A 23963-nucleotide genomic window follows, 5' to 3' on the forward strand; every position below is an offset into this window, starting at 1 on the left:
GCCGAGCGGATATGGATTCCCGCCTTCGCGGGAATGACAGTGGTGGCTCATGCGCCAGTCTCGTTCAACGATCCCGGGTTCTGCTGCGCAGCCCCGGGATGACGCCATTCTTTTCCTCAATCCGTCAGCTGGCGCGCCTCTTCCGGCAGCATGATCGGGATGCCGTCGCGGATCGGGTAGGCGAGTTTCGCGCGGCGGCTGACGAGTTCCTGGCGGGCGGAATCGTATTCCAGCGTTTCCTTGGTGAGTGGGCAGACGAGAAGCTCCAGGAGCTTCGGGTCGATGCGCGTGGCTTCCACGGGCTGGGGCGCGTCCGACGGGATGGACGGGGTCGTCTCTGGGGTCATGTTTTACAAATCCTATTGCAACGTCGAGTCGGAGCTGACACCGCCACGGGCCAGCTCGATTTCGGTGAGCGCGATGAGAACTTCCGCGCGGGTTTTCAAATCGGGTGCTTCGAGCAGCGCCTGCTTCTCGCGCACGCCGAAGGGGCTCATCATGCAAAGTGCGTTCACGAGCGCCTCGTTCGGCGCTTCCTCGATGCCGCGCCAATCCACCTTCACATGCGCCGCATCCACGAAATCGCGCAGGGCCTTCACGACGCCTTCGCGGTCGACGTCATTCTCGCCCGCCCGGGCGATGAAGTCGCTCGTGAAAGGCTCGAAACTCACGCGGCAGCGACGGAAGAGATCGATGGCCGGAAGCTCCTCCTCCACGCGAAAGCGCGAGATGCCGATGAGTGTGATGAGATAGCGCCCGTCGCCGGTTTCCGCGAATTGTGTGATGCGTCCCACGCAGCCGACGGAATAGATCTTGGGAATGGTCGTATCCGGATCGCTGTCGGCGTCCGTCTGGATCATGCCGATCACGCGGTCGGTCTTCAGCGCATGATCCACCATGGCGAGATAGCGCGGCTCGAAGATGTTGAGCGGAATCTGCCCGCGCGGCAGAAGAAGCGCGCCGGGGAGAGGAAAGACGGGGATGACCGATGGGCAATCCTCAGGCCCCCGGTATGCCGCGTTCATTCCCATTCCGATCTCCCGCCCATTCCTATCTCCCCGCTGCGTCGCGACGGATCAGGCGAACAAGAGCGAGGAAAGCTTCCGCCGCCCCGCAATCGTCATCTCGTCCATCGGACCCCAGGCCTCGAAAAACTGGACGAGCTGCTTGCGCGCGCCGTCGTCGTTCCAATTGCGGTCGCGGCGAACGATTTCAAGGAGGTGAGCCACCGCTTCCTCGCGGTTTCCGCGTGCATTGAGGGCAATTGCGAGATCGAAGCGTGCCTGATGATCGAGCGGATCGGTTTCGACCTTGCGCTGAAGCTCGACTGTGTCGCCGAGCGAGCCCGCCTGCTCTGCGAGTTCCACGGCAGCGCGCGCGCCAGCCATCGCCGGATCGTTCGCCTTCGCCTCGGGCGCCATGGCGAGGAAGCGCTTCGCGCCTTCGAGATCGCCCACTTCCACGTGAAGCTTCACGAGGGCGGCGAGCGCCACGGTGTTCTCGGGCTCCTGCGAGAGGACAGCGGCATAGAGTTCCGCCGCGCCGCCCATGTCGCCCGCAGCCAAAAGCTGATCGGCCTCCGCCAGAATCTCTTCCGTCGCGCCGGGACCGAGCGGGCCGACAAGGCGCTCGATGAAGCCTTTCAGCTGGCTTTCCGGCAGCGCGCCCATGAAGCCGTCCACCGGCTGGCCGCGCTGGAAGGCGAAGACGGCGGGGATCGACTGCACGCCGAGCTGGCCCGCGATCTGCGGATGCTCGTCGATGTTCATCTTCACGAGCTTCACCTTGCCGCCGGCGGCCTTCACCACCTTTTCGAGAACGGGGGTGAGCTGCTTGCAGGGACCGCACCAGGGCGCCCAGAAATCGACCAGCACCGGCTGATTCATCGACTCGGCCAGCACGTCCTGGCGGAAATCGGCCGTCGTGGTGTCCTTTATCAGATTATCGGACGCCATTCCGGGGGTGGGGGTATCGGTCAACATGCGATCCTCGAAGGGTGATCGTGGGAAGGGGCTTTTCGCCTAGATGGGAGCTCAACCGTTATCCGGCAATTCCGCAGGCGGCTCCGGCAGGCGAAGAATCAGCGGATCATGGCCTGTGGCGCGCAGGAATTTCACCAGATCCTCCCGGGAGACGCCGGTGGTCATGGAATTGACCAGCGGATGGAAGTTCACCCGCTCGTGCTCCATGAGATTGGCGTCGAGCACCATGGTCACCCGGCCTTCCGTGTCATTCACCACGGCAAAGGCCGTCACCGAGCCCGGCTCGACCCCGAGCATTTCCTTCAGCTGCTCGGCGGAGCCGAAGGAGAGGCGGCCCGAGGCTCCGAGAACCTCGTGCGTCCGCTTCAGATCGATGGCGGTGTCGTGCTTGGCGGAAATCAGGAAGTAGCGCCCCTTCTTGTCCTTCACGAAGAGATTCTTGGAATGGGCGCCGGGAACGCTTTCCTTGACCGATTTCGATTCGGCCACCGTGAAGACCGGCTCGTGCTCCACGGTCTCGGAGGGAATGCCGAGCGCATCCAGGCGCTCCAGGAGTTCTTTCGGGGAGAGATGGGGCAAGGTGCGGGGACTCCAGCGTGCCCCAGGCTTCTACCCAGCCCGGCAACGGGGCTCAAGCGCCGCGTCAAAAAGATTGGCGAAGACCCCTTGCAATGTGAGTCGTTTTGGGGCAAATCAGCGGCCTCGAAACGATGCCTAGCGCATCGCGGAGCGGTGCGGGTGTAGCTCAGGGGTAGAGCACAACCTTGCCAAGGTTGGGGTCGAGGGTTCGAATCCCTTCGCCCGCTCCAATTTCTCTCAAAATTCGAGAGCCTTACGAAGGCCCGCCGTCAGGCGGGCTTTTCGTTTTTGCGGCCATCGCTCGGAGCGGATAAGGTCACAACCTTCCTCCGGTCCCGATCCGCTCAACCCATGCTCGTCATCAAAGAAGTCTTCGCTGCAGGCTACCGCTCCTTGAGGCATATCCGCTTCCCGGTCGAGCCCCTGTCCGTGTTCGTGGGCGCCAATGGTACGGGCAAGACGAACCTCTACCGCTCGCTTCAGCTCCTACAATCGGCCGCCGCCGGCACGCTCGCGCACGACCTTGCCGCCGAGGGTGGTTTCGATTCCGTCTTTTGGGCGGGCACGCGCAATCCGAAGGAGCCGGTCAGGGTCAAGCTGGGCGTTCGCCTGTCGGGAGAGGGCGCTGGCGGTTACAACCTCGAATACGCGGTCGAGACGGGGCTGGTGAAGTCGGCCGGCGGCGTCATTTGGGGAGCAGGTTTTCTCCTGGAGCCGCAGATCAAGGCTGAGACGCTCGTCTACGAGGCTCCTCGGCGCTCGAAAAAACTCCTCGACCGGCAGGGCCCGCATGGTCATTGCCTCGACGAGGAGGGATTGAAACGTCCGCTGGGCGGCGAGATCCTGCCCTCGGAGACCGCTTTGAATTCCTTACAGGATGCAGCCGCTTTTCCCGATCTGCATCTGGCCCGGCGCACCATGCTGGAATGGCGGTTCTTTCACGATTTCCGCACCGATGCCCGCTCGTCCCTGCGCCAGCCCTGCCTTGCGGTGACATCGCCGACGCTCGCCTCCGACGGTTCGAACCTGGCGGCGGTCTTCGCGACATTGGCCCATATCCGTCAGGACACCGTCGATCTCGACCAAGCCTTCGACGATGCGTTTCCCGGCGCGCGGCTCGTCATTCCCGAACCCGACCGTTTCGCCAGTTTCGGCGTGGTCTTTCCCGATTACCCGAAGCGCATCTTCCAGCCCTCCGAGTTGTCGGACGGCACGTTGCATTTCCTGGCGCTCGCCGGTGCGCTCCTGTCCTATCGTCTTCCGCCCTTCATTGCCCTGAACGAACCTGAGGCGAGCCTGCATCCCGATCTGCTCGAACCGCTCGCGCGCATGATCGTCTCCGCGTCCAGGCGAACGCAGGTCTGGCTCGTGACCCATTCCGAGCCGCTGGCCGAGGCGATCACGCGGAATAGCGGCGTCTCGCCGCGGCGGGTCATCAAGCGAAAGGGCGAAACCTGGATCGACGGCCTTCGCCTGAGCGGGGATTTCGCGGAAGAGGAAGATGAGGACGCATGAGCGCTTATGCGCCTTCCGTCTCATGGCACCGGCTTGTACCCTCTGATAACGCTTGAACGCTGTTAGCCCGGCGCCACTCTGTAACGACACGGGCGAATTTGGGAGGATACGATGGTCGATGCACGGCATCTTGCAACCTTGCAGGAACTCGAACGCAAGGTGCTCTGGCTTGCGACCTGGACGATCCACAACGCCAATCACCTGCGCCCCAACGAGGACGGGTTGAAGATCGGCGGCCATCAGGCGTCCTCGGCCTCGCTCTCCACCATTCTCACCGCACTCTATTTCTCGGCCCTGCGGCCGGAGGATCGCGTGGCGGTGAAGCCTCATGCGAGCCCGATCTTCCACGCGATCCAGTATCTCTTCGGCAACCAGACCCGCGAGAAGCTGGAAAACTTCCGTGGCTACAAGGGCGCGCAATCCTATCCCTCCCGCACCAAGGACGTGGACGACGTGGATTTCTCCACGGGCTCGGTCGGCCTCGGCGTTGCGCAGACGCTGTTCTCGAGCCTCGTGCAGGATTACGTGAAGGCCCATGGTTGGGCAAAGGATCTGCCCGAAGGCCGCATGATCTCGCTCGTGGGCGATGCGGAGATGGACGAGGGCAACATCTTCGAGGCCCTGCTCGAAGGCTGGAAACACGGCGTGCGCAACACGTGGTGGATCGTCGATTACAATCGCCAGAGCCTCGACGCCGTGATCCGCGAAGGCTTGTGGGAGCGCTTCGAGGCCCTGTTCCGCAATTTCGGCTGGGAGGTGGTGATCCTGAAATACGGATCGCTCATGCAGGAGGCATTCGCCGAGCCCGGCGGCGAGAAGCTTAAAAATTGGATCGATACCTGTCCGAACCAACTCTATTCCGCGCTCACCTTCCAGGGCGGTGCTGCCTGGCGTAAGCGCCTGCTCGACGATCTCGGCGATCAGGGCCCCGTCACGCGCCTCATCGAGAAGCGTTCGGATGAAGAACTGGCGCGGCTCATGTCGAATCTCGGAGGACACGACCTACCGAGCCTGCTCGACGCCTTCGAGAAGGCGCGCCAGCACGACAAGCCGGTCTGCTTCATCGCCTATACCATCAAGGGCTTCGGCCTGCCGCTCGCCGGCCACAAGGACAACCATTCCGGCCTGTTGACGCCGACGCAGATGGAGGCGTGGCGCGCCACCCAAGGCGTACGCACGGGTCATGAATGGGACAAGTTCGAAGGCGTGAAAATCGCGCAGAGCGAGCTTGAGGATTTCCTGCAAAAGGTGCCCTTCGTGCAGAAGGGGCGCCGTCGTTATTTGGCGCCGACCGTGCCGGTGCCCGAAAAGCTTTCGTTCCCGGCCAATCCCTCCATGTCCACGCAGCAGGGCTTCGGGCTCATCCTCAACGAATTGGCGCGCTCCGATCAGGCGTTGGCAGATCGCATCGTGACGACCGCGCCGGACGTGACGGTCTCCACCAATCTCGGCGCCTGGGTGAACCGGCGCGGATTGTTCGCGCGCAACAGCATGGTCGATACCTTCAAGAAAGAGCGCATTCCCTCGACCTATAATTGGGAGTTCTCGCCGAAGGGTCAGCATCTCGAACTCGGCATCGCGGAGATGAATCTGTTCATCGTGCTCTCCGCGCTCGGCCTCTCGCATTCGATCTTCGGCGAGCGGCTGCTTCCCATCGGCACGCTCTACGATCCGTTCATCTATCGCGGCGCGGATGCGCTCAATTACGCCTGCTATCAGGATGCGCGTTTCATGATCGTCGCCACGCCTTCCGGCGTGACGCTGGCTCCCGAAGGCGGCGCGCATCAATCCATCGGCACGCCGCTTGTAGGCCTAGCGCAGGATGGCCTGGCATCCTTCGAGCCTGCCTTCGTCGACGAGCTTGCCGTCATCATGCGCTGGGCCTTCGATTACATGCAGCGCAATGGCGAAGGCGAGCCCAACGAACGCACGTGGCTGCGCGACGAAACCGGCGGATCGGTTTATCTGCGTCTCTCGACCCGCAGCCTGGAACAGCCGCAGCGCGAAATGACGCCTGAGCTGGCCGACGAGATCATGGCGGGTGCTTATTGGCTGCGCAAGCCCGGCCCGAACGCCCAGGTCGTCGTCGCCTATACGGGTGCTGTCGCGCCGGAAGCCATCGAGGCGGTGGGCCTCATGGCCGAGGACCGGCGCGATATCGGCCTGCTCGCCATCACCTCGGCGGACCGTCTCAATGCGGGCTGGACGGCGGCGCAGCGCGCCCGCGAACGCGGCCTCGTCCATGCGCGCTCGCATGTGGAGCGTTTGCTCGGCGACGTGCCGCCTCATTGCGGACTGGTGACGGTGATCGACGGCCATCCGGCGACGCTGGCCTGGATGGGCTCCGTCATGGGCCATCGCACCCGATCGCTCGGCGTGGAGCATTTCGGCCAGACCGGCACGATCAAGGATCTCTACCGGCATTTCGGCATCGATGCGCAGGGCATCATCGCGGCTGCCGAGATGATCGCGCCCGGCAAGCCCATGCGGTATTTGAAGGCGGTGTGACGTCTCCGGCTCGAGAAGGACTTGTCACCCTCTGGCCTCATCCTGAGGAGCCTGCGCAGCAGGCGTCTCGAAGGAGGATCCAGTGTTCTCTGGAGACGCCCTCGCCCTTCGAGACGCTACCCTCCTCAGGATTAGGGCTTTGGTGGTCTTAAGCCTGCCCCGCCTTCAGTGCCACGGTGGCGACGCCTGCGCCGATCAGCAGGCTGCCGCCGGCCTTGTTGATGAGGCCGATGGTGCGCGGGTTGCGGATGGCGTCCCGCGCCCGCGAGGCGATGAGCGCGTAGGTGAGGACGTTCGCGAAGGCCAGGACCAGGAAGGTCGCGGCGCAGACGCTCACCTGCGGCAGGAAGGGCAGTTTCGGGTCGATGAATTGCGGCAGGAAAGCCACGAAGAACACGAGGCCCTTCGGGTTGAGCGCCGTCACGAGCCAGGCATGGCCGAGCATCTTCAAGGCGGATGCGGCATCCTTGCGGGGCGTAACGTCGAGTGAACCGCCCGCGCGCCAGAGCTTGATGCCGAGCCAGACGATATAGGCGGCGCCAACCCATTTGAGGATCGTGAAGATTGTCGCCGAGGCGGCGAGCAGGGCGCCGAGGCCCACCAGGGAGAGGGTCATGGCGGTGAAATCGCCGAGAGCCACGCCGATGGCCATGGGCAGGGCTGTACGCCAACCCTGGCCGAGCGCGTAGGACACGACCAGCAGAATGGTCGGTCCCGGAATGATGAGCAGCACGGCAGCGGCAGCGGTAAAGGCGAGCCAAGTTTCGAACGGCATGGCTGTTTTCCTCCCAGGAGATGGGAACTCAGCCACAGAAACTCGGGCCTGTCGAGTATACGGCCGAGCTTGCCGGAAGCGGTGGGGCAGGGCCGTTTTGCCGGAAGAGTTTGCCGCTGGCGGGCCTTGCGTGGTAACTCGCGGCCATCACGACGAGAGTTTTAAGCACGACATGGCCCGCAAAAGCCTTTTCACAGGCGATACCCTTCCCTTGATCAAGCGCCTCTGGCGCGACTGGATGCGCCCGCATGCCAGGACGCTGATGGCCGTGCTCGTGCTCGTGGCCCTGGTCGCCGGTGCGACGGGACTTTATCCGGTTCTGATCAAGGCGGCGTTCGATGCCTTCGACACGAAGGACGTGACGGCGATCTATCTCGCGCCGCTCTTCGTGATCGCTGTGACCTCCGTGAAGGGCTTCTCCCTGCTGGCGCTGACGGTTCTCACCAACAAGGTGGTGACGCGCATCGAAGCCGACATGCAGACGAAGCTCTACGGTCATCTGATCGAAGCCGATCTCGCCCAGATCGGGCGTGAGAGCCCTGCCGCGCTGACGCAACGTTTCACCACCGATTTCACCTTCATCAAGGAGGCGCTGACCCGTCTCTCCACCGTTTTCCTGCGCGAGATCACCACCGTGATCGCGCTGGTGGCGGCGATGATCTGGATCGATCCGATGATGGCCCTGGTGGCGGGCATCACCGTGCCGTTCTTCGCCTATCCGGTGGAAAAGATCGGCCGCAAGCTGCGCCGCGTCGCGTCCTCCATGCAGGAGCAGACGGGCCAGATGGCTGGCCTCATCACGGAGAGTCTTGCCGGCACGCGCATCGCCAAGACCTATCGGCTGGAAGGTTATCTCAAGGCCAAGGCGGCGAGCACGTTCGATGAGATCCGTAAGCTTCGCATGAAGGGCGCGAATGCGCGCGGTCGACTCGATCCGCTGCTCGAAGTCGGCGGCGGCATCGCGGTCGCCGCCGTGCTCGTGCTGATCGGTCAGCGCATTCTCTCGCAGAGCAGCACGGTGGGCGATTTCACCGGCTTCGTCAGCGCGTTGCTGCTCGCGGCCCAGCCCATCCGCGCGCTCGGCAATCTGCACGCCATCGTGCAGGAGGCGGCGGCCGCCTTGCAGCGCACCTTCGCCATCATGGACGAGGCGCCGAAGATCCAGGACAAGCCCGACGCCAAACCGCTCGCGCTCAAGGGCGGCGAGGTGCGCTTTGCCGATCTCACCTTCTCCTACAATGGCGAAGGCGTGGCGGTGAGCCATATCGACCTCGTGGCGGAAGCCGGCCGCACCACGGCGCTTGTCGGCCGCTCCGGTTCGGGCAAATCGACGCTGCTCTCCCTCGTGCCGCGTCTCTACGACGTGACCGGCGGCGCGATCCTCATCGACGGACAGGACATCCGCGACGTGACGCTCTCAAGCCTGCGCCAAGCCATTGCGGTGGTGAGCCAGGACGTGGTGCTCTTCGACGACACGATCCGCGCCAACATCGCCTTCGGCCGCTCAGGTGCATCGGATGCAGAGATCGTGGAAGCGGCAAAGGCCGCTGCCGCGCATGATTTCATCATGAAGCAGCCGGAAGGCTACGACACCATCGTCGGACCTGCCGGCGGGCGTCTGTCGGGTGGCGAGCGCCAGCGCGTGTCGCTGGCCCGCGCCTTCCTGAAGAACGCGCCGATCCTGCTGCTGGATGAGGCGACCAGCGCCCTCGATTCGGAATCCGAGCGTCTGGTGCAGGATGCGATCCGCAAACTCATGAAGGGCCGCACGACTCTCGTGATCGCGCATCGCCTCTCGACGGTGCGCGACGCGGACACGATCGTGGTGATGGAGACTGGCCGCATCGTGGAGATGGGTTCGCACGAGGCATTGATCGCGAAGGCGGGCGCTTATGCGCGGCTACACCGTTTGCAGCTGTCGGATGACTCGGAGCCCAGCCTTTCCGTTTTACCTTAAGCTCCCCGCAGCCTCACCCTGAGGAGCGAGCTTGCTCGCGTCTCGAAGGGCGAGGCGTCTCCAGAGAGCACTGGAACCTCCTTCGAGACGCCGCTTCGCGGCTCCTCAGGATGAGGGCAGAGGGTTACGATTCTTCTGAAGAGGAATGTCTTTTCGATAATCTTTGAAGCGCATCGAAGTCGCCGTTGATCAGTGCTTCTTTCTTCGCTCGAGACCAGCCTTTGACCTGTTGTTCATAGGCAATCGCATCTGTGATGTTTTCAAAGTGAGCTGAATAAACAAGTTCTATAGGGCGGCGCCTGGCTGTGTAGCCACCAAAGAGGCCTTGGTTGTGCTGGCTGATCCGTGTTTCCAGATCGTCGGATCGGCTTATCCCTGTATAGTAACTGCCATCCGCGCAGTGAAGAATGTAGAACCAGCAACCCGTCATAACGAAGCGATTGAGCCTACTCCCGCCGCATGATCCGATCGACGAGCAGGTTCGACCAGAAGCCGGGACGGAATTCCTGCTCCAGGGTCTTGGAATCGTAAGAAGTTTCGAGCCAGGTCAGAAAGGGAACGCCCTTCGCCTCGCCCTCGCGGCGATACATGTCGAAGAAGGCGTCCAGGATGCCCGTCTTCGAGAAGCGGAAATGGCCGTAGCGCATGTGGAGCTGTTTCTGCGCCTCGTCCATGCTCTCGCCCTCATGGACGATGAGGTAGAGGGCCGCCATGAAGCCGGCCCGGTCCGCGCCCGACTTGCAATGCATCACGGCCGGATATTCCACGTTCTCGAAGAAGTCCTTGGCCTTGAGCAGCGTCTTGCGATCCGGCGCGCCGCGGGAGCGGACGATGAATTCGGTGAGATGGATGCCGAGCCGCTCGCAGGTTTCCTTCTGAAGCTGCCAGGAGCCATGCTCGCGCCCGCCGCGCAGGTTGATGATGGTGCGGACACCTTCCTTGGCGAGCGCCTCGATCTGGTGCGGTGCGGGCTGGGCCGCGCGCCAGAGACGCTCGGACACCCTGTGCTTGTTCAGATAGATGAGCCGGAACACCCCATGGTCGACCAGCAGCATGTTGGCCCAGGCGCGCAGGCGGCCGAACGCTCCCTCGATGGGCCTGTTCCATCGGGCGATACGGGCCATGCGGCGGGCCCGGCGGACGGCAGGTTTGCGGAACCTGTTGAGCACGGCGATCCAGTCTTAAGAAGCGTCTGAAAGCAATATCCCAAGTCCCGGGGGCTTGAGGCCGGCTCTTATTGACCATGGAAGCCGATTAATCAATCAGCCTGCTCTTAACCTTTGCCGCAGGTTCCGCACCTGTGCGACACCCGCGAGATGGCTGAAATGCAACCAATCGGTTGCCGCTGCGGTCCCTGTCGTGTAAGGGGAGCGTTCCAATACAACCCTCCTTGACGATAAGAGCGGCTGGGATCTGGGCCTGAGAGGCTCCGGCGGCTGCGGAATCGTTAAGATCCAAGCATTTCAGGAGAGCGGCGTCATGTCGTCCACCTTCGAGACCGTCGCCGGCATCATTTCGGAAACCGCCGACATCCCGCGCGACCAGATCACCCCCGAGAGCCACGCCATCGAGGATCTGGGCATCGACTCGCTCGCCTTCCTCGACATCGCGTTTGCCATCGACAAGGCCTTCGGGATCAAGCTGCCCCTCGAGCAGTGGACCCAGGAAGTGAACGAGGGCAAGGCTCCGGCCGAGGAATACTTCGTTCTGAAGAACCTCGTTTCGCGCATCGACGCGCTCGTGGCCGCAAAGCAGGCCTAAAAACAACAACTTACCCGGCGGACAGGCTTGATTAAGCCTGTCCGGAGAGGCGATCCATCAAGCCCCGCCTCATGGATTTCCTTCCTGTTCCGTCCGCCGGGGGCCACATGGTACGGGACCAGGATGCGCCTCGAATATTTTGAAATGATCGATCAGGTGACGAGCTTCGACCGCGAGACCAAGCGGATCGAGGTTCGCTCCGTTGTGCCCCAGGAAAGCCCCGTCTTCGAGGGCCATTTCCCCGGCCACCCCCTCGTCCCCGGCGTTCTTCTCACCGAGACCATGGCCCAGGCTTCCGGCTATCTGGTGCTGGGCCTCATGGGCTTCACCCACATGCCGTTCCTGATGGCTGTCGACAAGGCGCGCTTCCGCACCTTCGTGGGCCCCGGCACGGTTCTCACGGTCCAGGCGCAGCTGGAACACGAAGGCTCGGGCTATGCGGTGACGAAGGCCAAGATCCTGGCCGAGGGCAAGCCGATCTGCGATGCTGAGCTGCGGTTCAGGATCATGCCCTTCCCGGAAGGCATGGACGGCCAGATGCGCGCGCAGGCCAAGCGCATCGGCCTGGAGGAGGCGCTCAATGCGTGACGTCGTCATCACCGGAATCGGCATCGTCTCCTGCGCGGGAGAGGGGCTGGACGTGCATCTCTCCGCACTCTCCGGCGCTCCCAATACGGATTCTGAGACCTTCGCACCGTTCCCCGTTCATCCGGTCGCGGCGCTTGAATGGGACCGCCAGATTCCGAAGAAATCCGACCAGCGGCAGATGGAAGCCTGGCAGAAGCTCGGTTGCTATGCGGCGGGCCTTGCTCTCGACTCGGCAGGCGTGAAAGAGGATGCGGAACTCAAAGGCCGCATGCAGCTCATCGTGTCGGCAGGCGGCGGCGAGCGCGATTACGCGGTCGACGGACAGATCCTCTCGGGCCTTCGCAATGCTGAGAACCCGGGCGTGTTTTTGAACGAGCGGCTGATGGGGGACTTACGCCCCACGCTCTTCCTCGCGCAGCTCTCCAATCTGCTCGCAGGCAACATCTCCATCGTGCATGGCGTCACGGGCGGTTCGCGCACCTTCATGGGCGAAGAATCGAGCGGCGTGGATGCGATCCGCATCGCACGTGAGCGCATCGCGTCCGGCCAGGACGACATCTTCCTCGTCGGCGGCGCTTATAACGCCGAGCGTCCCGACGTGCTCTTGATCTACGAAATGGGCGGCTTCCTCTGGAAGAAGCCCTATCAGCCTGTTGGATCGCGCGCCTCTGACGGCGGCGGCATGATCCTCGGCTCTGCTGCGTGCTTCCTCGTTCTCGAATCCCGCGAGCATGCGGAGAAGCGCGGCGCAAAGGCGCTTGCCGCGATTGCAGGCGTTGCATCCGATCGTTCGCGCCGCGAGCCCGGCAGCATCGAGAAGGCGCTGCATGGTCTGTCCAAGGATCTCAGCGGCAAGCCCGACGTAGTGATCTCCGGCGCTACCGGCGTGAAGGGCATCACGGATGAAGAACAGGCCGCGCTGAAGGACATTGCACCCGGTGCTCCCGTTCATGCGACCGGCGACGTGATCGGCCATGCCATGGAAGCACAGGCGCCCGCCGGCGTCGCGCTGGCAGCGGGCCTGATCGCCAGCAACAAAGCATCGGATGCGCTTGTCACCTCCGTCGGCCATTGGCGCGGCGAAGGCGCATTGCGCATCATCAAGGCTTGAGGAGAACGGCATGGCGCTTCGCGACAAACAGGGCCGTCCGCTCGTTGCCGTCACCGGCATGGGCGTGGTCACCTCTCTCGGTCAGGGCAAGGATGCCACTTGGGCCGCTTTGACGGCGGGCAAATCCGGCATTCACCGCATCAACCGCTTCCCGACGGAAGGCCTGCGCACCACGATTGCGGGCACCATCGACTTCATCGACGTGGAGCCCTTCTGCGCGCCGATGCTCTCCGAGCGTCTGGCGATGCTGGCTGCAGAAGAAGCGGTCGGCCAGTCGGGTCTCGCGCAGACCGCATTTCCCGGCGCGCTCTTCATCGCCGTGCCGCCGGTCGAGATGGAATGGCCGCAGCGCGAAGCGCTCGCCAAAGCTTCCGGCCAGGATGGCGACGTCACCTACAAGGACTTGCTGAAGGCTGCGGCCACGGGCGAGTTCAAGAAATGGCACGATCTCTTCATCTTCGGCACGGTTGCTGATCGCGTCGCCGACAAGTTCGGCACGAAGGGCTCGCCGATTTCGCTCTCCACCGCCTGCTCGTCGGGCGCCACCGCGATCCAGCTCGGCGTCGAGGCGATCCGGCGTGGCGAGACGGATGCGGCGCTCTGCATCGGCACCGACGGCTCGGTGAATCCGGAATCGCTCATCCGCTTCTCGCTGCTCTCGGCGCTCTCGACGCAGAACGAGAATCCGGAAGGCGCATCGAAGCCGTTCTCGAAGAACCGCGATGGTTTCGTGATGGGCGAGGGTGGTGCCGCACTCGTGCTCGAAAATGCCGAGAGCGCGAAGGCGCGCGGCGCAAAGATCCTCGGCTATGTGCTCGGCTGCGGCGAGAAGGGCGACAACTTCCACCGCACGCGCTCCTCACCCGATGGTTCGCCCGCGATCGCGGCGCTTAAAGAAGCCCTCGACGACGCGGGCGTGACGCCCGACGATATCGACTACATCAATGCGCACGGCACCTCGACGCCCGAGAACGACAAGATGGAAGCCATGAGCTGCACCGCCGTGCTCGGCGAGCGCATGGCGACACTTCCGATCTCGTCGAACAAGTCGATGATCGGCCACACGCTCACGGCTGCCGGCGCAGTGGAGGCGGTGATGTCGCTGCTCACGCTCTCGACGGGCCGCATTCCGCCGACGATCAATTATCAGGTGCCCGATCCCGCGATCCCGCTCGATGTGGTGCCGAATGTCGCGCGCGATGCGGATGTGAAATACGTGCTCTCGAATTCCTTCGGTTTCGGCGGCCAGAACACCTGCCTCGTCTTCGGGGCCGAGCCCAAGGGGGCTTAAAATCATGACACGCGTGTTGGTGACGGGCGGCGGCAAGGGCGTCGGCGCGGCAATCGTCCGGGCTCTGGTGGCTGCAGGCCACGACGTGGACTTCACCTATCGCTCGTCCGGCGATGCCGCGAAGGCTCTCGCCGATGATCTGATGCAGGCGAACCCGGGCCGCACCATCAAGGCGCATGAGATCGACCTTGCCGACAAGGCGGCGCTGGATTCCTTCTGCGAGATGCTGGAGGGCGAGAGCTTCTTTGGCTTCGTTCATAATGCGGGCCAGCCCTACGACGCGCTCGCCGCCATGATGCAGCAGGACAAGGCCGAAGCCGCCATGCAGGTGAACTTCTGGTCGCTCACGCGCATCGCGAAGTCGCTCATGCGCGGCATGGTCCGCGCCAAGGCGGGCCGCATCGTCGCCATCGGCTCGGTGGCGGCGCTCCAGGGCAATCCCGGCAACGCGGCCTATGCCGCGTCGAAAGGCGCTCTCATCTCCTATTGCCGCACGCTTTCCGTCGAGACCGCCAAGCGCAACGTCACCGTCAACGTGATCGCGCCGGGCTTTATCGACACCGACATGATGGCACCCTACGCCGCCTTCCTGCTCAGCGAACCCGCCGCCTACATCACCGGCGCGGTGCTGCCCATCGATGGTGGCCTCACATCCATGCTGGGCGTGCATCGGTAGACTTAAAAGATATACGACAATTGGTATCGAAGGGTTGAGAGCCGCAATCAATCACAAATCATTGCTTCCTATTGAAGATACAGTGGTTGTGGATTGCTGCGTGATGAGTCCGAAATGCTCACTCAGAATGGGCTGACGACTCGCAATAATGAATGCTAGATTCGCCCAAAAGTTGCAGTGCCTGGGGGCGAAATTTGAGAACCAGTAAGATTTCTGAAGCTGACGCACTCACGCTGTCGAATCGTTCAGAGGATCACTTTTTTGATCGGAAAGCGGCCAAGATTTCAGGTAAGAAGCTGCAAAAAATCGTTGTAGCTTTTGCTAACGCTGACGGCGGCGAAGTCGTAGTTGGCATTGCTGATGACGGAGATGAACCGAATCCGGCAAACCGCTGGCAGGGTCTTGGGACAGTTGAAGATTACAACGGGCTTCTACAGGCTTTATTCAGCCTCAACCCAGCCGTCGACGTCCGTTACGAGTTCCTAGAGTGCGATACCAAGCCGGGTTATGTACTTCGAATGTTTGTTGAGCGCGGAGCTGACGTAAATAAGACAGATGACGGCAGTGTCTACCAACGTTTTGGGGCTCAATCATTACCTTTGAATACCCCTCAGAAAGTTAACGAACTTGCGTTCGCTAAAGGTGCTCAGTCATTCGAGAATATGAAAGTTTCTGGCCTTCCACCAGAAGTCGTCGTCGATTCTAATGAAATTAGAGAATTTTTGCGGGGGTATTCTCCAGCAACAGATCCTCTCGACTTTGTTGTTAATCAACATTTAGTAGATTTGCGTGATTGGACGCCCTCAGTTGCTGGTATTCTGCTCTTTGCAAACAACCCGCCCGTAGTAATGCCTCGAAAGTGTAGCGTTCGCATTTCGCGGTATGAAACCCGTGAGGATGAGCCAGAACGCGATCACCTAAAAGAGTCCTACATCATTGAAGGGCCTCTATATAAGCTCATCCATGCATCCGTTGATAAGATTACTGAAATTCTATCAGGTCTGAAACAATGGACTGAAGAAGGTATGAAAGAAATTAAGTATCCTCCTGAGGCTATATGGGAGGTATTTGTTAATGCTGTCATTCATCGTGATTATTCTATTTCTGATGATGTTCAGGTTTTAATATTCAATGACCGGGTTGAAATCTCAAGTCCCGGGCGACTTCCTGGATATGTAAAGGTCGACAATATTTTAGATGCTCGATTTTCACGTAATTCAAAAATCGTCCGATGTCTTGCACGTTATCCAGTGCCTCCAAACAAAGATATGGGCGAGGGATTGAACACCGTTTTCCAAAAAATGAAGGAGTGGAAGCTTAAACCCCCTCAGATTCAAGAAGATGGGAACTACGTCAAGGTTGTAATTCGTCATGCCCCTCTTGCTCTGCCAACTGAGGCGATCATGAACTTCCTTGCTCATCATGAAGAAATCACAAATGCGCAGGCGCGGGAGCTAACCGGCATCAAATCTGAGAACTTGGTCAAGGTCGAGTTCTATAAGCTCCGCGATCAGGGGCTAATTGAGCGCGTACCTGGTAAACAGGCATCAGCCTCTGCTTGGCGAAAGGTCGCAGCGAAGCCAGAAGGTGTGTAGGTAGCGTAAGTCTTCTCAAAGGCTCATTTGTTTTACTCTCCGCTCTTAGACATGGCCTTGGATCTTGCCATTCCCTGGCTTGCCCTTTAACTCGCCGAAACCAAATTTCTCCGTTGCTGCCGCGCCTTATGCTGTCGGCGGTGACGTCATCAGGATTGTTGTCCATGCGCTCCCTTCAGCTTTTCGGCGACCGTGACATTCGCATCACCGAGATCGATGCTCCCCCGCCGCCCGCCGCGGGCGAAGTGCAGGTGCGGATCAAGGCGCTGGGGCTGAACTATCTCGATGTCTGGGGCTTTCGCGGCATGGCGTTTGCCAAGCGCAAGATGCCGCAGGCGGTGGGTGTCGAGGCTGCGGGCGAGATCGCGGCGGTGGGCGAGGGCGTGTCCCGGTTCAAGGTCGGCGATCCGGTGACCATGTACGGGGCCGAGACCTGCGGCCATTGCAGCGCCTGCCGCAAGGGCTGGGACAATCTCTGCGAGAACGTCGCCGGCATCATGGGCTTCCATATCGACGGCTTCGCCCGCGAGTTGATCAACCGTCCCGAGCGCCTCGTGATCCCGGTGCCGAAGGGTGTCTCCTTCGAGCAGGCGGCCTGCGCGCCCATCGGTTTCGGCACGGTGCAGCACATGCTCTTCGACAACGCGAAGCTGGAGCCCGGTGAGTCGATCCTCGTCCATGCGGGCGGCTCCGGCATCGGCACGGCGGCGATCAAGATGGCGAAGGCCATCGGCTGCACGGTCTATACGACGGTGGGCGACGACGAGAAGGGCGAGAAGGCGAAGGCCCTCGGCGCCGATTACGTCGTCAACTACCGCAAGGAGCGCTTCGAGGGCGAGGTGCGCCTGCTCACCAAGCGCAAGGGCGTGGACGTGGTGTTCGAGCATGTGGGCGCGGAGACCTGGAACGGCAGCTTGCTCTGCCTCAAGCGCGGCGGACGCCTTGTCACCTGCGGCTCCACCTCGGGCGTTTCCACCACCATGAACCTGATGCAGCTCTTCCAGCAGCAATACCGGATCTTCGGCTCCTTCGGCTGCCGGATCGAGAATATCAGCCAGTCCCTGGAGAAGATGGCGGGCGGCATGAGCCCGGTCATCGACTCGGTGTTCCCGCTCGACGACTTCCAGAAGGGTCTGGAGCGGCTGGAGGGCCGCAAGGTCTTCGGCAAGGTCATCGTGACCTTCTAAGCCCCCTGATACGGGCCACCTTTCAACCATAGGTCTTGACGAAACGGGCTCCACGCGAAAAACACGCGGGAAGCCCTTTTCCTTTTCCATCCGGATTTCCTGAACGTGCAGCAGACCAACCGCCCCCGCAGCCTTCTTTCGCGTCTGTCCGAGACGGTGATGGTCGGCGTCGTGCGTGGCGTGTTCGCCTTCTCGCGGACCCTCGGTCCGGAGCGCTCGGGTGCATTCGGCGCTGCACTTGCCCGCACCTTCGGGCCGCTGCTCAAGGCGCATAAGACGGCGCTTGCCAATATCCGCGCTGCCTATCCTGAAAAGTCGGAAGCCGAAGTGAAGGCCATTGCGCGCGGGGCCTGGGACAATCTCGGCCGCACGGGCGGGGAATATCCGCATCTTGGCCGCCTGTTCGATTTCGACCCCGACAGCACCGTTCCCGGCCGTACGGAGGTCGACGGCATCGACCACTTCCTGGCCCTGCGCGACGACGGCAAGCCCGGCATCGTGTTCTCCGCCCATCTCGCCAATTGGGAATTGCCCGCCATCTGCGCGGCGCGGTTCGGTCTAGATACCACGGCGGTGTTCCGCGCGCCCAACGATCCGGCGATCGCCCGCGTGCTGCATGAGATCCGCAGCGAGACCATGGGCAATCTCGAAGCCGCCCGCCAGGGCGCGGCCTTCGCCATGCAGGGTGCGCTGGAAAAGAACGGGCATCTCGGCATGCTCATCGACCAGCATTTCACCCGGGGTGTGCTGGTGGATTTCATGGGCCGCAAGGCGCTGGTGAACCCGATCCTCGGCAAGTTCGCCCGGAATTTCGACTGCCCGGTCCATGGCGTGCGGGTGATCCGCCTGCCCAACCACCGCTTCCGGCTCCAGCTGACGCCCGCGCTCGACCTTCCGCGTGATCCCGACGGGCAGATCAACGTCCAGGGTGCCATGCAGGCCATGACCTCGGTCGTGGAGGAATGGGTGCGCGAATATCCGGAGCAATGGCTCTGGATGCACCGTCGATGGCGTGTTCCCGCCGGAGCCCAGACGAACGTTCAAGGTAAAGTGAGTTCCCATTGAGCCGCCCCTGGTGTTTCATGGCAGGCATCATGGCGTCTCGATTGAAACTTCTTCTGGCGGCCACGGGCTTTGCCGTTTTCATGCAACCTGCTCTGGCGGAGCCGCCGCGCGCGGTGGTGGAGCTCTTCACCAGCCAAGGCTGCTCCAACTGCCCGCCCGCCGATGCGCTGCTGGTCGAGTATTCGAAGCAACCCGATATCGTGGCGCTCTCCTTCCCCGTGAATTACTGGGATTATCTCGGCTGGAAGGATACGCTGGCCCATGCCGATTTCACGACGCGGCAGAAGGAATACGCCCACGGTCGCAACGACCGTCAGGTCTTCACGCCGCAGATGATCGTGAACGGCAAGAAATCATGCATCGGCTCTGACAAGGCGCAGATCGAAAACGCCATTCAGATGACCTTGAAGGGCCGCACCAAGCTGCCCGTGGACATCGCCGTCAGCGAAGAGAACGGCAAGGTCGCCATCTCCGTGACGGAAGTGGCCGAGCCTGTGCGGCGCGACGCGCTCGTGTGGGTTCTGCCAGTGATGCGCTCCCAGACCGTCCCCATCGAGCGCGGCGAGAACAAGGGCAAGACGGTGACCTACGCCAATGTGGTGCGCGGCCTCAAGCGCGTCGGCGAATGGACCGGCGGCTCCGCCCGCTTCGAGGTGCCGGTGGAAACCGCCCGCAGTGGCGCTGACGGTTATGTGGTGCTGCTTCAGACCGCGCAGGACGACAGGCCGAGCGTGATCCTGGGCGCCGCCAAGAGCAGCGGCCTTTAAGCCTTACAAAAGTACGACCTTGTTCGGCAGCTCGTTGCTGTCGTTGGCCTGCGGCGGCGCGTGCTCGGCCAGGATGGCGCCCGCGCGCTGCACGGCCTGGACCAGCCCGTCGCCGGCCTTGTCCTGACGGATCGCGTCGATCAGCTCCGCGATGATGGCTTCCCACGCAGCCGGGCCTGCCCGGTCGGCGATGCCGATATCAGCGATGATCTCGGCATAATGTTCGGCCGCCGCCACGTAGATCAGCACGCCTGTACGTCCTTGGGTGCGCGAGAGGCCGTGGCTCGCGAATTCCCGCAAGGCTGCTTCATGCGCCCGCGCTCGCTTGATGCCGCCCGGAATGAGGGCGAGATGAATCGCGGGCCAAGCGAGGACGGCGTTGAGCACGACGGCAACAGTGAGCTGGATCAGGAAGATCCGCGTCGGTCCGAGCTCCGTGAACCAGATCAGCGGCCATGCCGTCAGAAGGGCCACGAAGAGGCCCAAGGCGACCGGGATGGCGTGATAGGTATCCGCCTGGCGCGCGACAACGACGACGATCTCGCCTGCGGTCGTCTTTTCCGCCTCGTGAATGGCCGTTGAGAGCCGGTTTTGGTCCTGTTCCGAAATCATCTACCAGCTCCCCGATGCCCCGCCGCCGCCGGACGATCCGCCGCCGCCCGAAAAACCTCCGCCCGAGCTTCTGCCGCTCGACCAACCGCTGCTTCTTCCAGATCCGCTGCCTGTGGATATGATCCAAGGACTGGAGCCGCGCTGGCTCCGGACGCCTGACCCGCCACCGCGCAGGCCGCGATAAACCTGAAAGATGACGAAGGCGATGATCAGGAAGGTGATGACCGCATCCATGTTCGACGATGGATCCTCCCGCACCTCGGCCTTGCGCTGCCATTGCTCCGCATCGCCCGTGAGGATCGAGAGAATGGCATCGACACCCGCATCGATGCCGCCGACGAAGTTGCCCTTCTGGAATTGCGGTGCGATGGCCGTGGTGATGATCACCTTCGAGAGCGCATCGGTGAGTGCGCCCTCCAATCCATAACCGACCTCGATGCGCAGCTTGCGATCGTTGGGCGCGACGAGCAGCAGCACGCCGTTGTTGTTCTTCTTCTGCCCGAGCTGCCAAGCGCGGAACAAGCGGTTGGCGTAATCCTCGACGCTCGTTCCTTCGAGGGAGGAAACGGTTGCGACCACCACCTGATCGGACGTCTTGTCCTCATAAGCCTTCAGCTTCGCGTCGAGCGCAGCGCGCTCTTCGGGCTTGAGGATATTCGCCTGGTCGACGACGCGGCCAGTGAGGGCGGGGAAAGTTTGAGCAAGAACAGGAGTGAAGAATAGGCTCGCAGCAAGCAGAGCGAGGAAACCCCACGTGAGCCGAGGCTGCGCGACAGCTGCCCCTTTATTCCAGGCCATCACCATTACCATCTCCCAGAAGCTCCGCCGCCGCCGGAGGAGCCACCGCCGCCGGAGAAGCTGCTTCTGCTGCTTCCAAAGCTGCCGCCGCCCGATCCTCTGCGGCCGCTGCGGCTGACCGACTTGAGCAACCAATGTTTGGGTCCGAAGATCGCGGTCAGCAGAACGAAGATGCCATTGATGCAGATCGCGCCGAAGATGATGACGAAGAAGGGGTCGAAGCCGAACCAGAGCTTCTTGGGAGCAGGGCGAAAGATGCCTTGCTCCGTCACCTGCTCGACGACAGTGGGATCGCGCAGGACCGGGCGCACCCCATCCGGTGTGATGATATGCGCGCTGATGTCGGCTTTGCCCGTCAGGACATCCAGGATGGAGCTAAGGCCTCCATCGATGCCGTCCGCGTAGCGCCCCTGCTTGAACCTGGGCGTGATCACATTCGCGATGATGAGCTTGGCGAAGGCATCCGTCAGGGTTCCTTCCAGGCCGTACCCCACCTCGATGCGTATCTCGCGTTCCTTGGGCGCAATCAGCAGCAGCACACCGTTGTTTTTATCCTGCTGCCCGAGCTTCCAGCTTCGAAAAAGCCGGTTGGCGTAATCCTCGATGCTGACGCCTTCCAGAGACGGTACCGTGGCTAGCACAACCTGATTGGTGGTGCTCTCCTCATGCGCCTTGAGCCTTGCCTCAAACGTGGCTCGCTTATTCGGCGTCAGCAGGTTGGCCGCATCGACCACGCGCCCTGTAAGCGGTGGGAAGTTTTGGGCATGGGCGGCAAGGGGGGCAGCGACCACCAGAAAGGTCAGGAGCAGCGCCGCTATAGAGGCGAGCTTCCTCCACCCTCCGCAAAAGGAGGGAATGCGCGCTGCCCCCGTCATGCGCTTAGAACTTCACTGCGGGCGGTTTGTCGGAGCCGGCAGTGGCGGTGAACGTTTCCATGGGCTTGGCGTCAGGATAAACGACGGCCGCGATCCAGCGGCCCGGGATCGTGCGCAGCTCCGTATTGTAGGCCTGAACGGAGGCGATGTAGTCGCGACGCGCCACGGCGATGCGGTTTTCCGTGCCCTCCAGCTGCGATTGCAGCGCCAGGAAGTTGGCGTTGGACTTCAGCTCGGGATAGCGCTCCACGGTGGCGAGCAGGCGGCCGAGCGCGCCGGAGAGCTGGCCCTGCGCTTCCTGAAACTGGCGGAATTTTTCGGGGTCGTTCACCGTGGAGGCATCCACCTGCACCTGCGTGGCGCGGGCACGGGCTTCCGTGACTTGGATAAGGACCTCGCGCTCCTGCTGGGCGAAGCCCTTCACGGTCTCGACGAGGTTGGGGATCAGGTCGGTGCGGCGCTGGTACTGGTTCTGCACCTCGCTCCAGGCGGCCTTGGCCTGCTCCTCGAGGGTCGGCACGTTGTTGATCCCGCAGGCGGATAGGCCGACGGCGAGAGCCATTCCAGTCAGGGCGATGCGGATCCGATTCCGCAGGAGCGAAGCCTTCATGTCTGTCCTTCTCGCGAATCTCATGGCCGTAAACTTGGCCGGTTCAACAGATGGGGCAAGAACCTTGTTTCAACAAGACTTTTTCGACTGGTCGTAAACAGGCGATTGGGGCATGATCCGGCAGCCGATTCCGAGGTTAAGTCCATGACTTTTCTGCCAAGCTTAAGCATTCTGCTGACCTATTCGCTTGCCTGCTTCGTGCTTTTCATCACACCGGGCCCGGATATGAGCCTGTTTCTGGCCAAAACCATGTCGGGCGGCCGAAAAGCGGGCATGGCCTCGATGTTGGGCGCCATGGCGGGCTGCTGCGTCCATACCCTGCTTGCCGCTCTCGGGCTCTCGGCTCTGCTGGCGGCCTCGGTCACGGCCTTCACGATCCTGAAGGTGGTCGGCGCGCTCTACCTTCTCTGGATGGCCTTCGACGCGGTGCGCAACGGCTCGGCGCTCTCGCTCAAGGAAGAGGGCCGCGTCGAAGTCTCGTTCTGGAAGACCTTCCTCATGGGCGTCGGCATCAATCTCACGAATCCGAAGATCGTGCTGTTCTTCGTGACCTTCCTGCCGCAATTCGTGGATGCGGCCGACCCTCACGCCGCCGACAAGCTGCTCTTCCTCGGCCTCTTCTTCATCGTGCTCAGCACACCCTTGAGCGCGATCATGATCCTGGGCGCCGAGAAGATGATCGCGCTGCTGCGCAACCATCCCAAGCTGATGCGCGGTATCGATTATTCCTTTGCCGGCCTCTTCGGCGCTTTCGCGCTCAAGATCCTGACGACGGCGTCGCGTTAGGCGACGGGTTGCGGCCGCCGGCATCGCGCCCGGCGATGGCCCAATAGATGAATCCTGCCACCGCGCCGGTGAGCGCGAGAATGGCGCTCACATGCAGTTCGGCGGGGTTTGCGACGCGAGCGTCGCCGCGCAGGATCCACGGCACGGAAGCCGTGAGAACGCCGGGAGCGAGCGCGTGCCAGAGCAGGCTTCGCATCTTCAAAACCTCGCTGATGATCGCGATGACCAGGGGCGGCAGCACGAGCAGTGTGAACATGATCCGCCCGACGCTCAGCATCGCATCGGCGACAATGGGTCCGGGATCATCGGACGAGAACACCGCATCCACGAGATTCCAGAAACCCACGAACAGCGTCTCGCCTGTGAGCGTTGCCATGAGCGGATCGATCATCGACGCGAGAAGGAAGAACAGGCTGCTCACGCCGATGGCGATGAGAAGCGCGAAGGGGATGAGGAGAAGCCAGCGGATCATGCGGTGGTTATAGGGTCGGGATCTTTACATTTCTGTCGAATGGCAATGCGCCAATAGATCCACCCGCAGATGGCGCCCGAAAGCGAGAGAAGGATCATCAGCTCGATATTGGCTGAACCCAGGAAGGCTCCAAAGCACAGCCCAATGATCATGCCGACGGCAATGGGACCTGCCGGCGATCTGAGCTTCAGCATATTCAGGATTCCGGCGGCGATCAGAGACAGGAACAGCGTTGGAAGAGCGGACCACAACAATCCCATTGTGCCGAGCGCGAAAAGATCCTCATAGAACTGCCATTGAAGGAGGTCGCTCGGATCCTTGTTTCCCGTCAGGATCAAACTCAGGGATGCCAGGAGGAGAACGGTATAGGGAGCGGCAATGGTAGTGCCGACAATCCCTTTGATTTGGCGATCCATCGATCTCTCCCAGCCGCATCCGGCTGAGAGTTATCAT

26 protein-coding genes and 1 tRNA gene are annotated in these 23963 nt (G+C 62.1%); 14 read left to right on the plus strand and 13 right to left on the minus strand.

Going from position 1 to position 23963, the window contains the following annotated elements:
* Positions 1–116: 116 nt before the first annotated feature.
* From MJ639_RS07625 to MJ639_RS07640, 4 genes are read right to left on the minus strand one after another with little or no spacing between them, the layout of a single operon-like run.
* The gene (locus MJ639_RS07625) at positions 117–347 is read right to left on the minus strand and encodes a Trm112 family protein (RefSeq protein WP_243369920.1); all 231 of its coding nucleotides are present in this window, start codon (positions 345–347) and stop codon (positions 117–119) included.
* A gap of 12 nt (positions 348–359) precedes the next feature.
* Positions 360–1031, minus strand: coding sequence for an LON peptidase substrate-binding domain-containing protein (locus MJ639_RS07630; protein ID WP_243369922.1), 672 nt, complete (start codon positions 1029–1031; stop codon positions 360–362).
* Positions 1032–1076: 45 nt separating this feature from the next.
* Positions 1077–1982, minus strand: coding sequence for a thioredoxin (trxA, locus tag MJ639_RS07635; RefSeq protein WP_243369924.1), 906 nt, complete (start codon positions 1980–1982; stop codon positions 1077–1079).
* A 51-nt stretch (positions 1983–2033) separates the two neighbouring features.
* On the minus strand, positions 2034–2561 hold the full coding sequence (locus MJ639_RS07640) for a prolyl-tRNA synthetase associated domain-containing protein (protein ID WP_243369926.1): 528 nt from the start codon (positions 2559–2561) through the stop codon (positions 2034–2036).
* Positions 2562–2716: 155 nt separating this feature from the next.
* Here MJ639_RS07640 and MJ639_RS07645 point away from each other — a divergent pair.
* The 3 genes from MJ639_RS07645 to MJ639_RS07655 all read left to right on the plus strand — a co-directional run bounded on the left by MJ639_RS07645 (position 2717) and on the right by MJ639_RS07655 (position 6584).
* Positions 2717–2791 (plus strand) — tRNA-Gly (locus MJ639_RS07645).
* 121 nt (positions 2792–2912) lie between these two features.
* A complete protein-coding gene (locus tag MJ639_RS07650) occupies positions 2913–4076 on the plus strand; it encodes an AAA family ATPase (protein ID WP_243369928.1) in 1164 nt (387 codons plus the stop codon).
* A gap of 111 nt (positions 4077–4187) precedes the next feature.
* The gene (locus MJ639_RS07655) at positions 4188–6584 is read left to right on the plus strand and encodes a transketolase-like TK C-terminal-containing protein (RefSeq protein ID WP_243369933.1); all 2397 of its coding nucleotides are present in this window, start codon (positions 4188–4190) and stop codon (positions 6582–6584) included.
* A 148-nt stretch (positions 6585–6732) separates the two neighbouring features.
* On the opposite strand, the gene MJ639_RS07660 is transcribed toward MJ639_RS07655, so the two are convergent.
* Positions 6733–7359, minus strand: coding sequence for a LysE family translocator (locus tag MJ639_RS07660; RefSeq protein WP_243369935.1), 627 nt, complete (start codon positions 7357–7359; stop codon positions 6733–6735).
* 172 nt (positions 7360–7531) lie between these two features.
* On the opposite strand from MJ639_RS07660, the gene MJ639_RS07665 reads away from it, so the two are divergent.
* A complete protein-coding gene (locus MJ639_RS07665; protein WP_243369937.1) occupies positions 7532–9316 on the plus strand; it encodes an ABC transporter ATP-binding protein in 1785 nt (594 codons plus the stop codon).
* A gap of 124 nt (positions 9317–9440) precedes the next feature.
* Here the strand turns inward: MJ639_RS07665 and MJ639_RS07670 are convergent, their stop codons facing one another.
* Together MJ639_RS07670 and MJ639_RS07675 are read right to left on the minus strand one after the other, a co-directional pair.
* Positions 9441–9746, minus strand: coding sequence for a GIY-YIG nuclease family protein (locus MJ639_RS07670; RefSeq protein WP_243369939.1), 306 nt, complete (start codon positions 9744–9746; stop codon positions 9441–9443).
* 16 nt (positions 9747–9762) lie between these two features.
* Complete coding sequence (locus tag MJ639_RS07675; RefSeq protein WP_243369941.1) at positions 9763–10485, minus strand: fused DSP-PTPase phosphatase/NAD kinase-like protein; 723 nt, start codon at positions 10483–10485, stop codon at positions 9763–9765.
* Between the two features lie 310 nt (positions 10486–10795).
* On the opposite strand from MJ639_RS07675, the gene MJ639_RS07680 reads away from it, so the two are divergent.
* From MJ639_RS07680 to MJ639_RS07720, 9 genes are all read left to right on the plus strand, one after another.
* Positions 10796–11077, plus strand: coding sequence for an acyl carrier protein (locus tag MJ639_RS07680; RefSeq protein WP_243369943.1), 282 nt, complete (start codon positions 10796–10798; stop codon positions 11075–11077).
* A 123-nt stretch (positions 11078–11200) separates the two neighbouring features.
* Complete coding sequence (locus MJ639_RS07685; RefSeq protein WP_243369945.1) at positions 11201–11665, plus strand: 3-hydroxyacyl-ACP dehydratase FabZ family protein; 465 nt, start codon at positions 11201–11203, stop codon at positions 11663–11665.
* On the plus strand, positions 11658–12776 hold the full coding sequence (locus MJ639_RS07690) for a beta-ketoacyl-ACP synthase (RefSeq protein WP_243369947.1): 1119 nt from the start codon (positions 11658–11660) through the stop codon (positions 12774–12776). Before MJ639_RS07685 ends, MJ639_RS07690 begins: the two co-directional genes overlap by 8 nt.
* Positions 12777–12786: 10 nt before the next feature.
* Positions 12787–14067: a beta-ketoacyl-ACP synthase gene (locus tag MJ639_RS07695; protein WP_243369956.1), complete on the plus strand. Its 1281-nt coding sequence runs from the start codon at positions 12787–12789 to the stop codon at positions 14065–14067.
* A 4-nt stretch (positions 14068–14071) separates the two neighbouring features.
* A complete protein-coding gene (locus tag MJ639_RS07700) occupies positions 14072–14743 on the plus strand; it encodes an SDR family NAD(P)-dependent oxidoreductase (protein ID WP_243369996.1) in 672 nt (223 codons plus the stop codon).
* 194 nt (positions 14744–14937) lie between these two features.
* Positions 14938–16338: an ATP-binding protein gene (locus MJ639_RS07705; protein ID WP_243369998.1), complete on the plus strand. Its 1401-nt coding sequence runs from the start codon at positions 14938–14940 to the stop codon at positions 16336–16338.
* A 164-nt stretch (positions 16339–16502) separates the two neighbouring features.
* A complete protein-coding gene (locus tag MJ639_RS07710) occupies positions 16503–17525 on the plus strand; it encodes a zinc-binding dehydrogenase (protein ID WP_243370000.1) in 1023 nt (340 codons plus the stop codon).
* A gap of 105 nt (positions 17526–17630) precedes the next feature.
* Entirely contained in the window at positions 17631–18590 is a 960-nt protein-coding gene (locus MJ639_RS07715) for a lipid A biosynthesis lauroyl acyltransferase (protein ID WP_341482636.1), read from the plus strand.
* 29 nt (positions 18591–18619) lie between these two features.
* Positions 18620–19357 carry a DUF1223 domain-containing protein gene (locus MJ639_RS07720; RefSeq protein ID WP_243370002.1) on the plus strand — a complete coding sequence of 246 codons (738 nt, stop codon included), beginning with the start codon at positions 18620–18622 and terminating at the stop codon, positions 19355–19357.
* A gap of 3 nt (positions 19358–19360) precedes the next feature.
* Here the strand turns inward: MJ639_RS07720 and MJ639_RS07725 are convergent, their stop codons facing one another.
* From MJ639_RS07725 to MJ639_RS07740, 4 genes are read right to left on the minus strand one after another with little or no spacing between them, the layout of a single operon-like run.
* The gene (locus tag MJ639_RS07725) at positions 19361–19969 is read right to left on the minus strand and encodes a TPM domain-containing protein (protein WP_243370004.1); all 609 of its coding nucleotides are present in this window, start codon (positions 19967–19969) and stop codon (positions 19361–19363) included.
* The gene (locus MJ639_RS07730; protein WP_243370010.1) at positions 19970–20767 is read right to left on the minus strand and encodes a TPM domain-containing protein; all 798 of its coding nucleotides are present in this window, start codon (positions 20765–20767) and stop codon (positions 19970–19972) included. It abuts the gene before it with no gap.
* 5 nt (positions 20768–20772) lie between these two features.
* The gene (locus tag MJ639_RS07735; protein ID WP_423790764.1) at positions 20773–21642 is read right to left on the minus strand and encodes a TPM domain-containing protein; all 870 of its coding nucleotides are present in this window, start codon (positions 21640–21642) and stop codon (positions 20773–20775) included.
* A gap of 4 nt (positions 21643–21646) precedes the next feature.
* Positions 21647–22252, minus strand: coding sequence for a LemA family protein (locus tag MJ639_RS07740; protein WP_243370018.1), 606 nt, complete (start codon positions 22250–22252; stop codon positions 21647–21649).
* A 144-nt stretch (positions 22253–22396) separates the two neighbouring features.
* Here MJ639_RS07740 and MJ639_RS07745 point away from each other — a divergent pair, with 144 nt between their 5' ends.
* On the plus strand, positions 22397–23038 hold the full coding sequence (locus MJ639_RS07745) for a LysE family translocator (protein WP_243370020.1): 642 nt from the start codon (positions 22397–22399) through the stop codon (positions 23036–23038).
* Here the strand turns inward: MJ639_RS07745 and MJ639_RS07750 are convergent.
* Positions 23010–23510 (minus strand): hypothetical protein, encoded by a 501-nt coding sequence (locus MJ639_RS07750; RefSeq protein ID WP_243370023.1) that lies wholly within the window; start codon positions 23508–23510, stop codon positions 23010–23012. The genes MJ639_RS07745 and MJ639_RS07750 overlap by 29 nt on opposite strands.
* The gene (locus MJ639_RS07755) at positions 23507–23926 is read right to left on the minus strand and encodes a hypothetical protein (protein WP_243370025.1); all 420 of its coding nucleotides are present in this window, start codon (positions 23924–23926) and stop codon (positions 23507–23509) included. The genes MJ639_RS07750 and MJ639_RS07755 overlap by 4 nt, the downstream gene beginning before the upstream one ends.
* Positions 23927–23963 lie beyond the last annotated feature (37 nt).

It is taken from the genome of Microvirga solisilvae (assembly GCF_022808595.1).
GTDB classification, from domain to species: domain Bacteria; phylum Pseudomonadota; class Alphaproteobacteria; order Rhizobiales; family Beijerinckiaceae; genus Microvirga; species Microvirga solisilvae.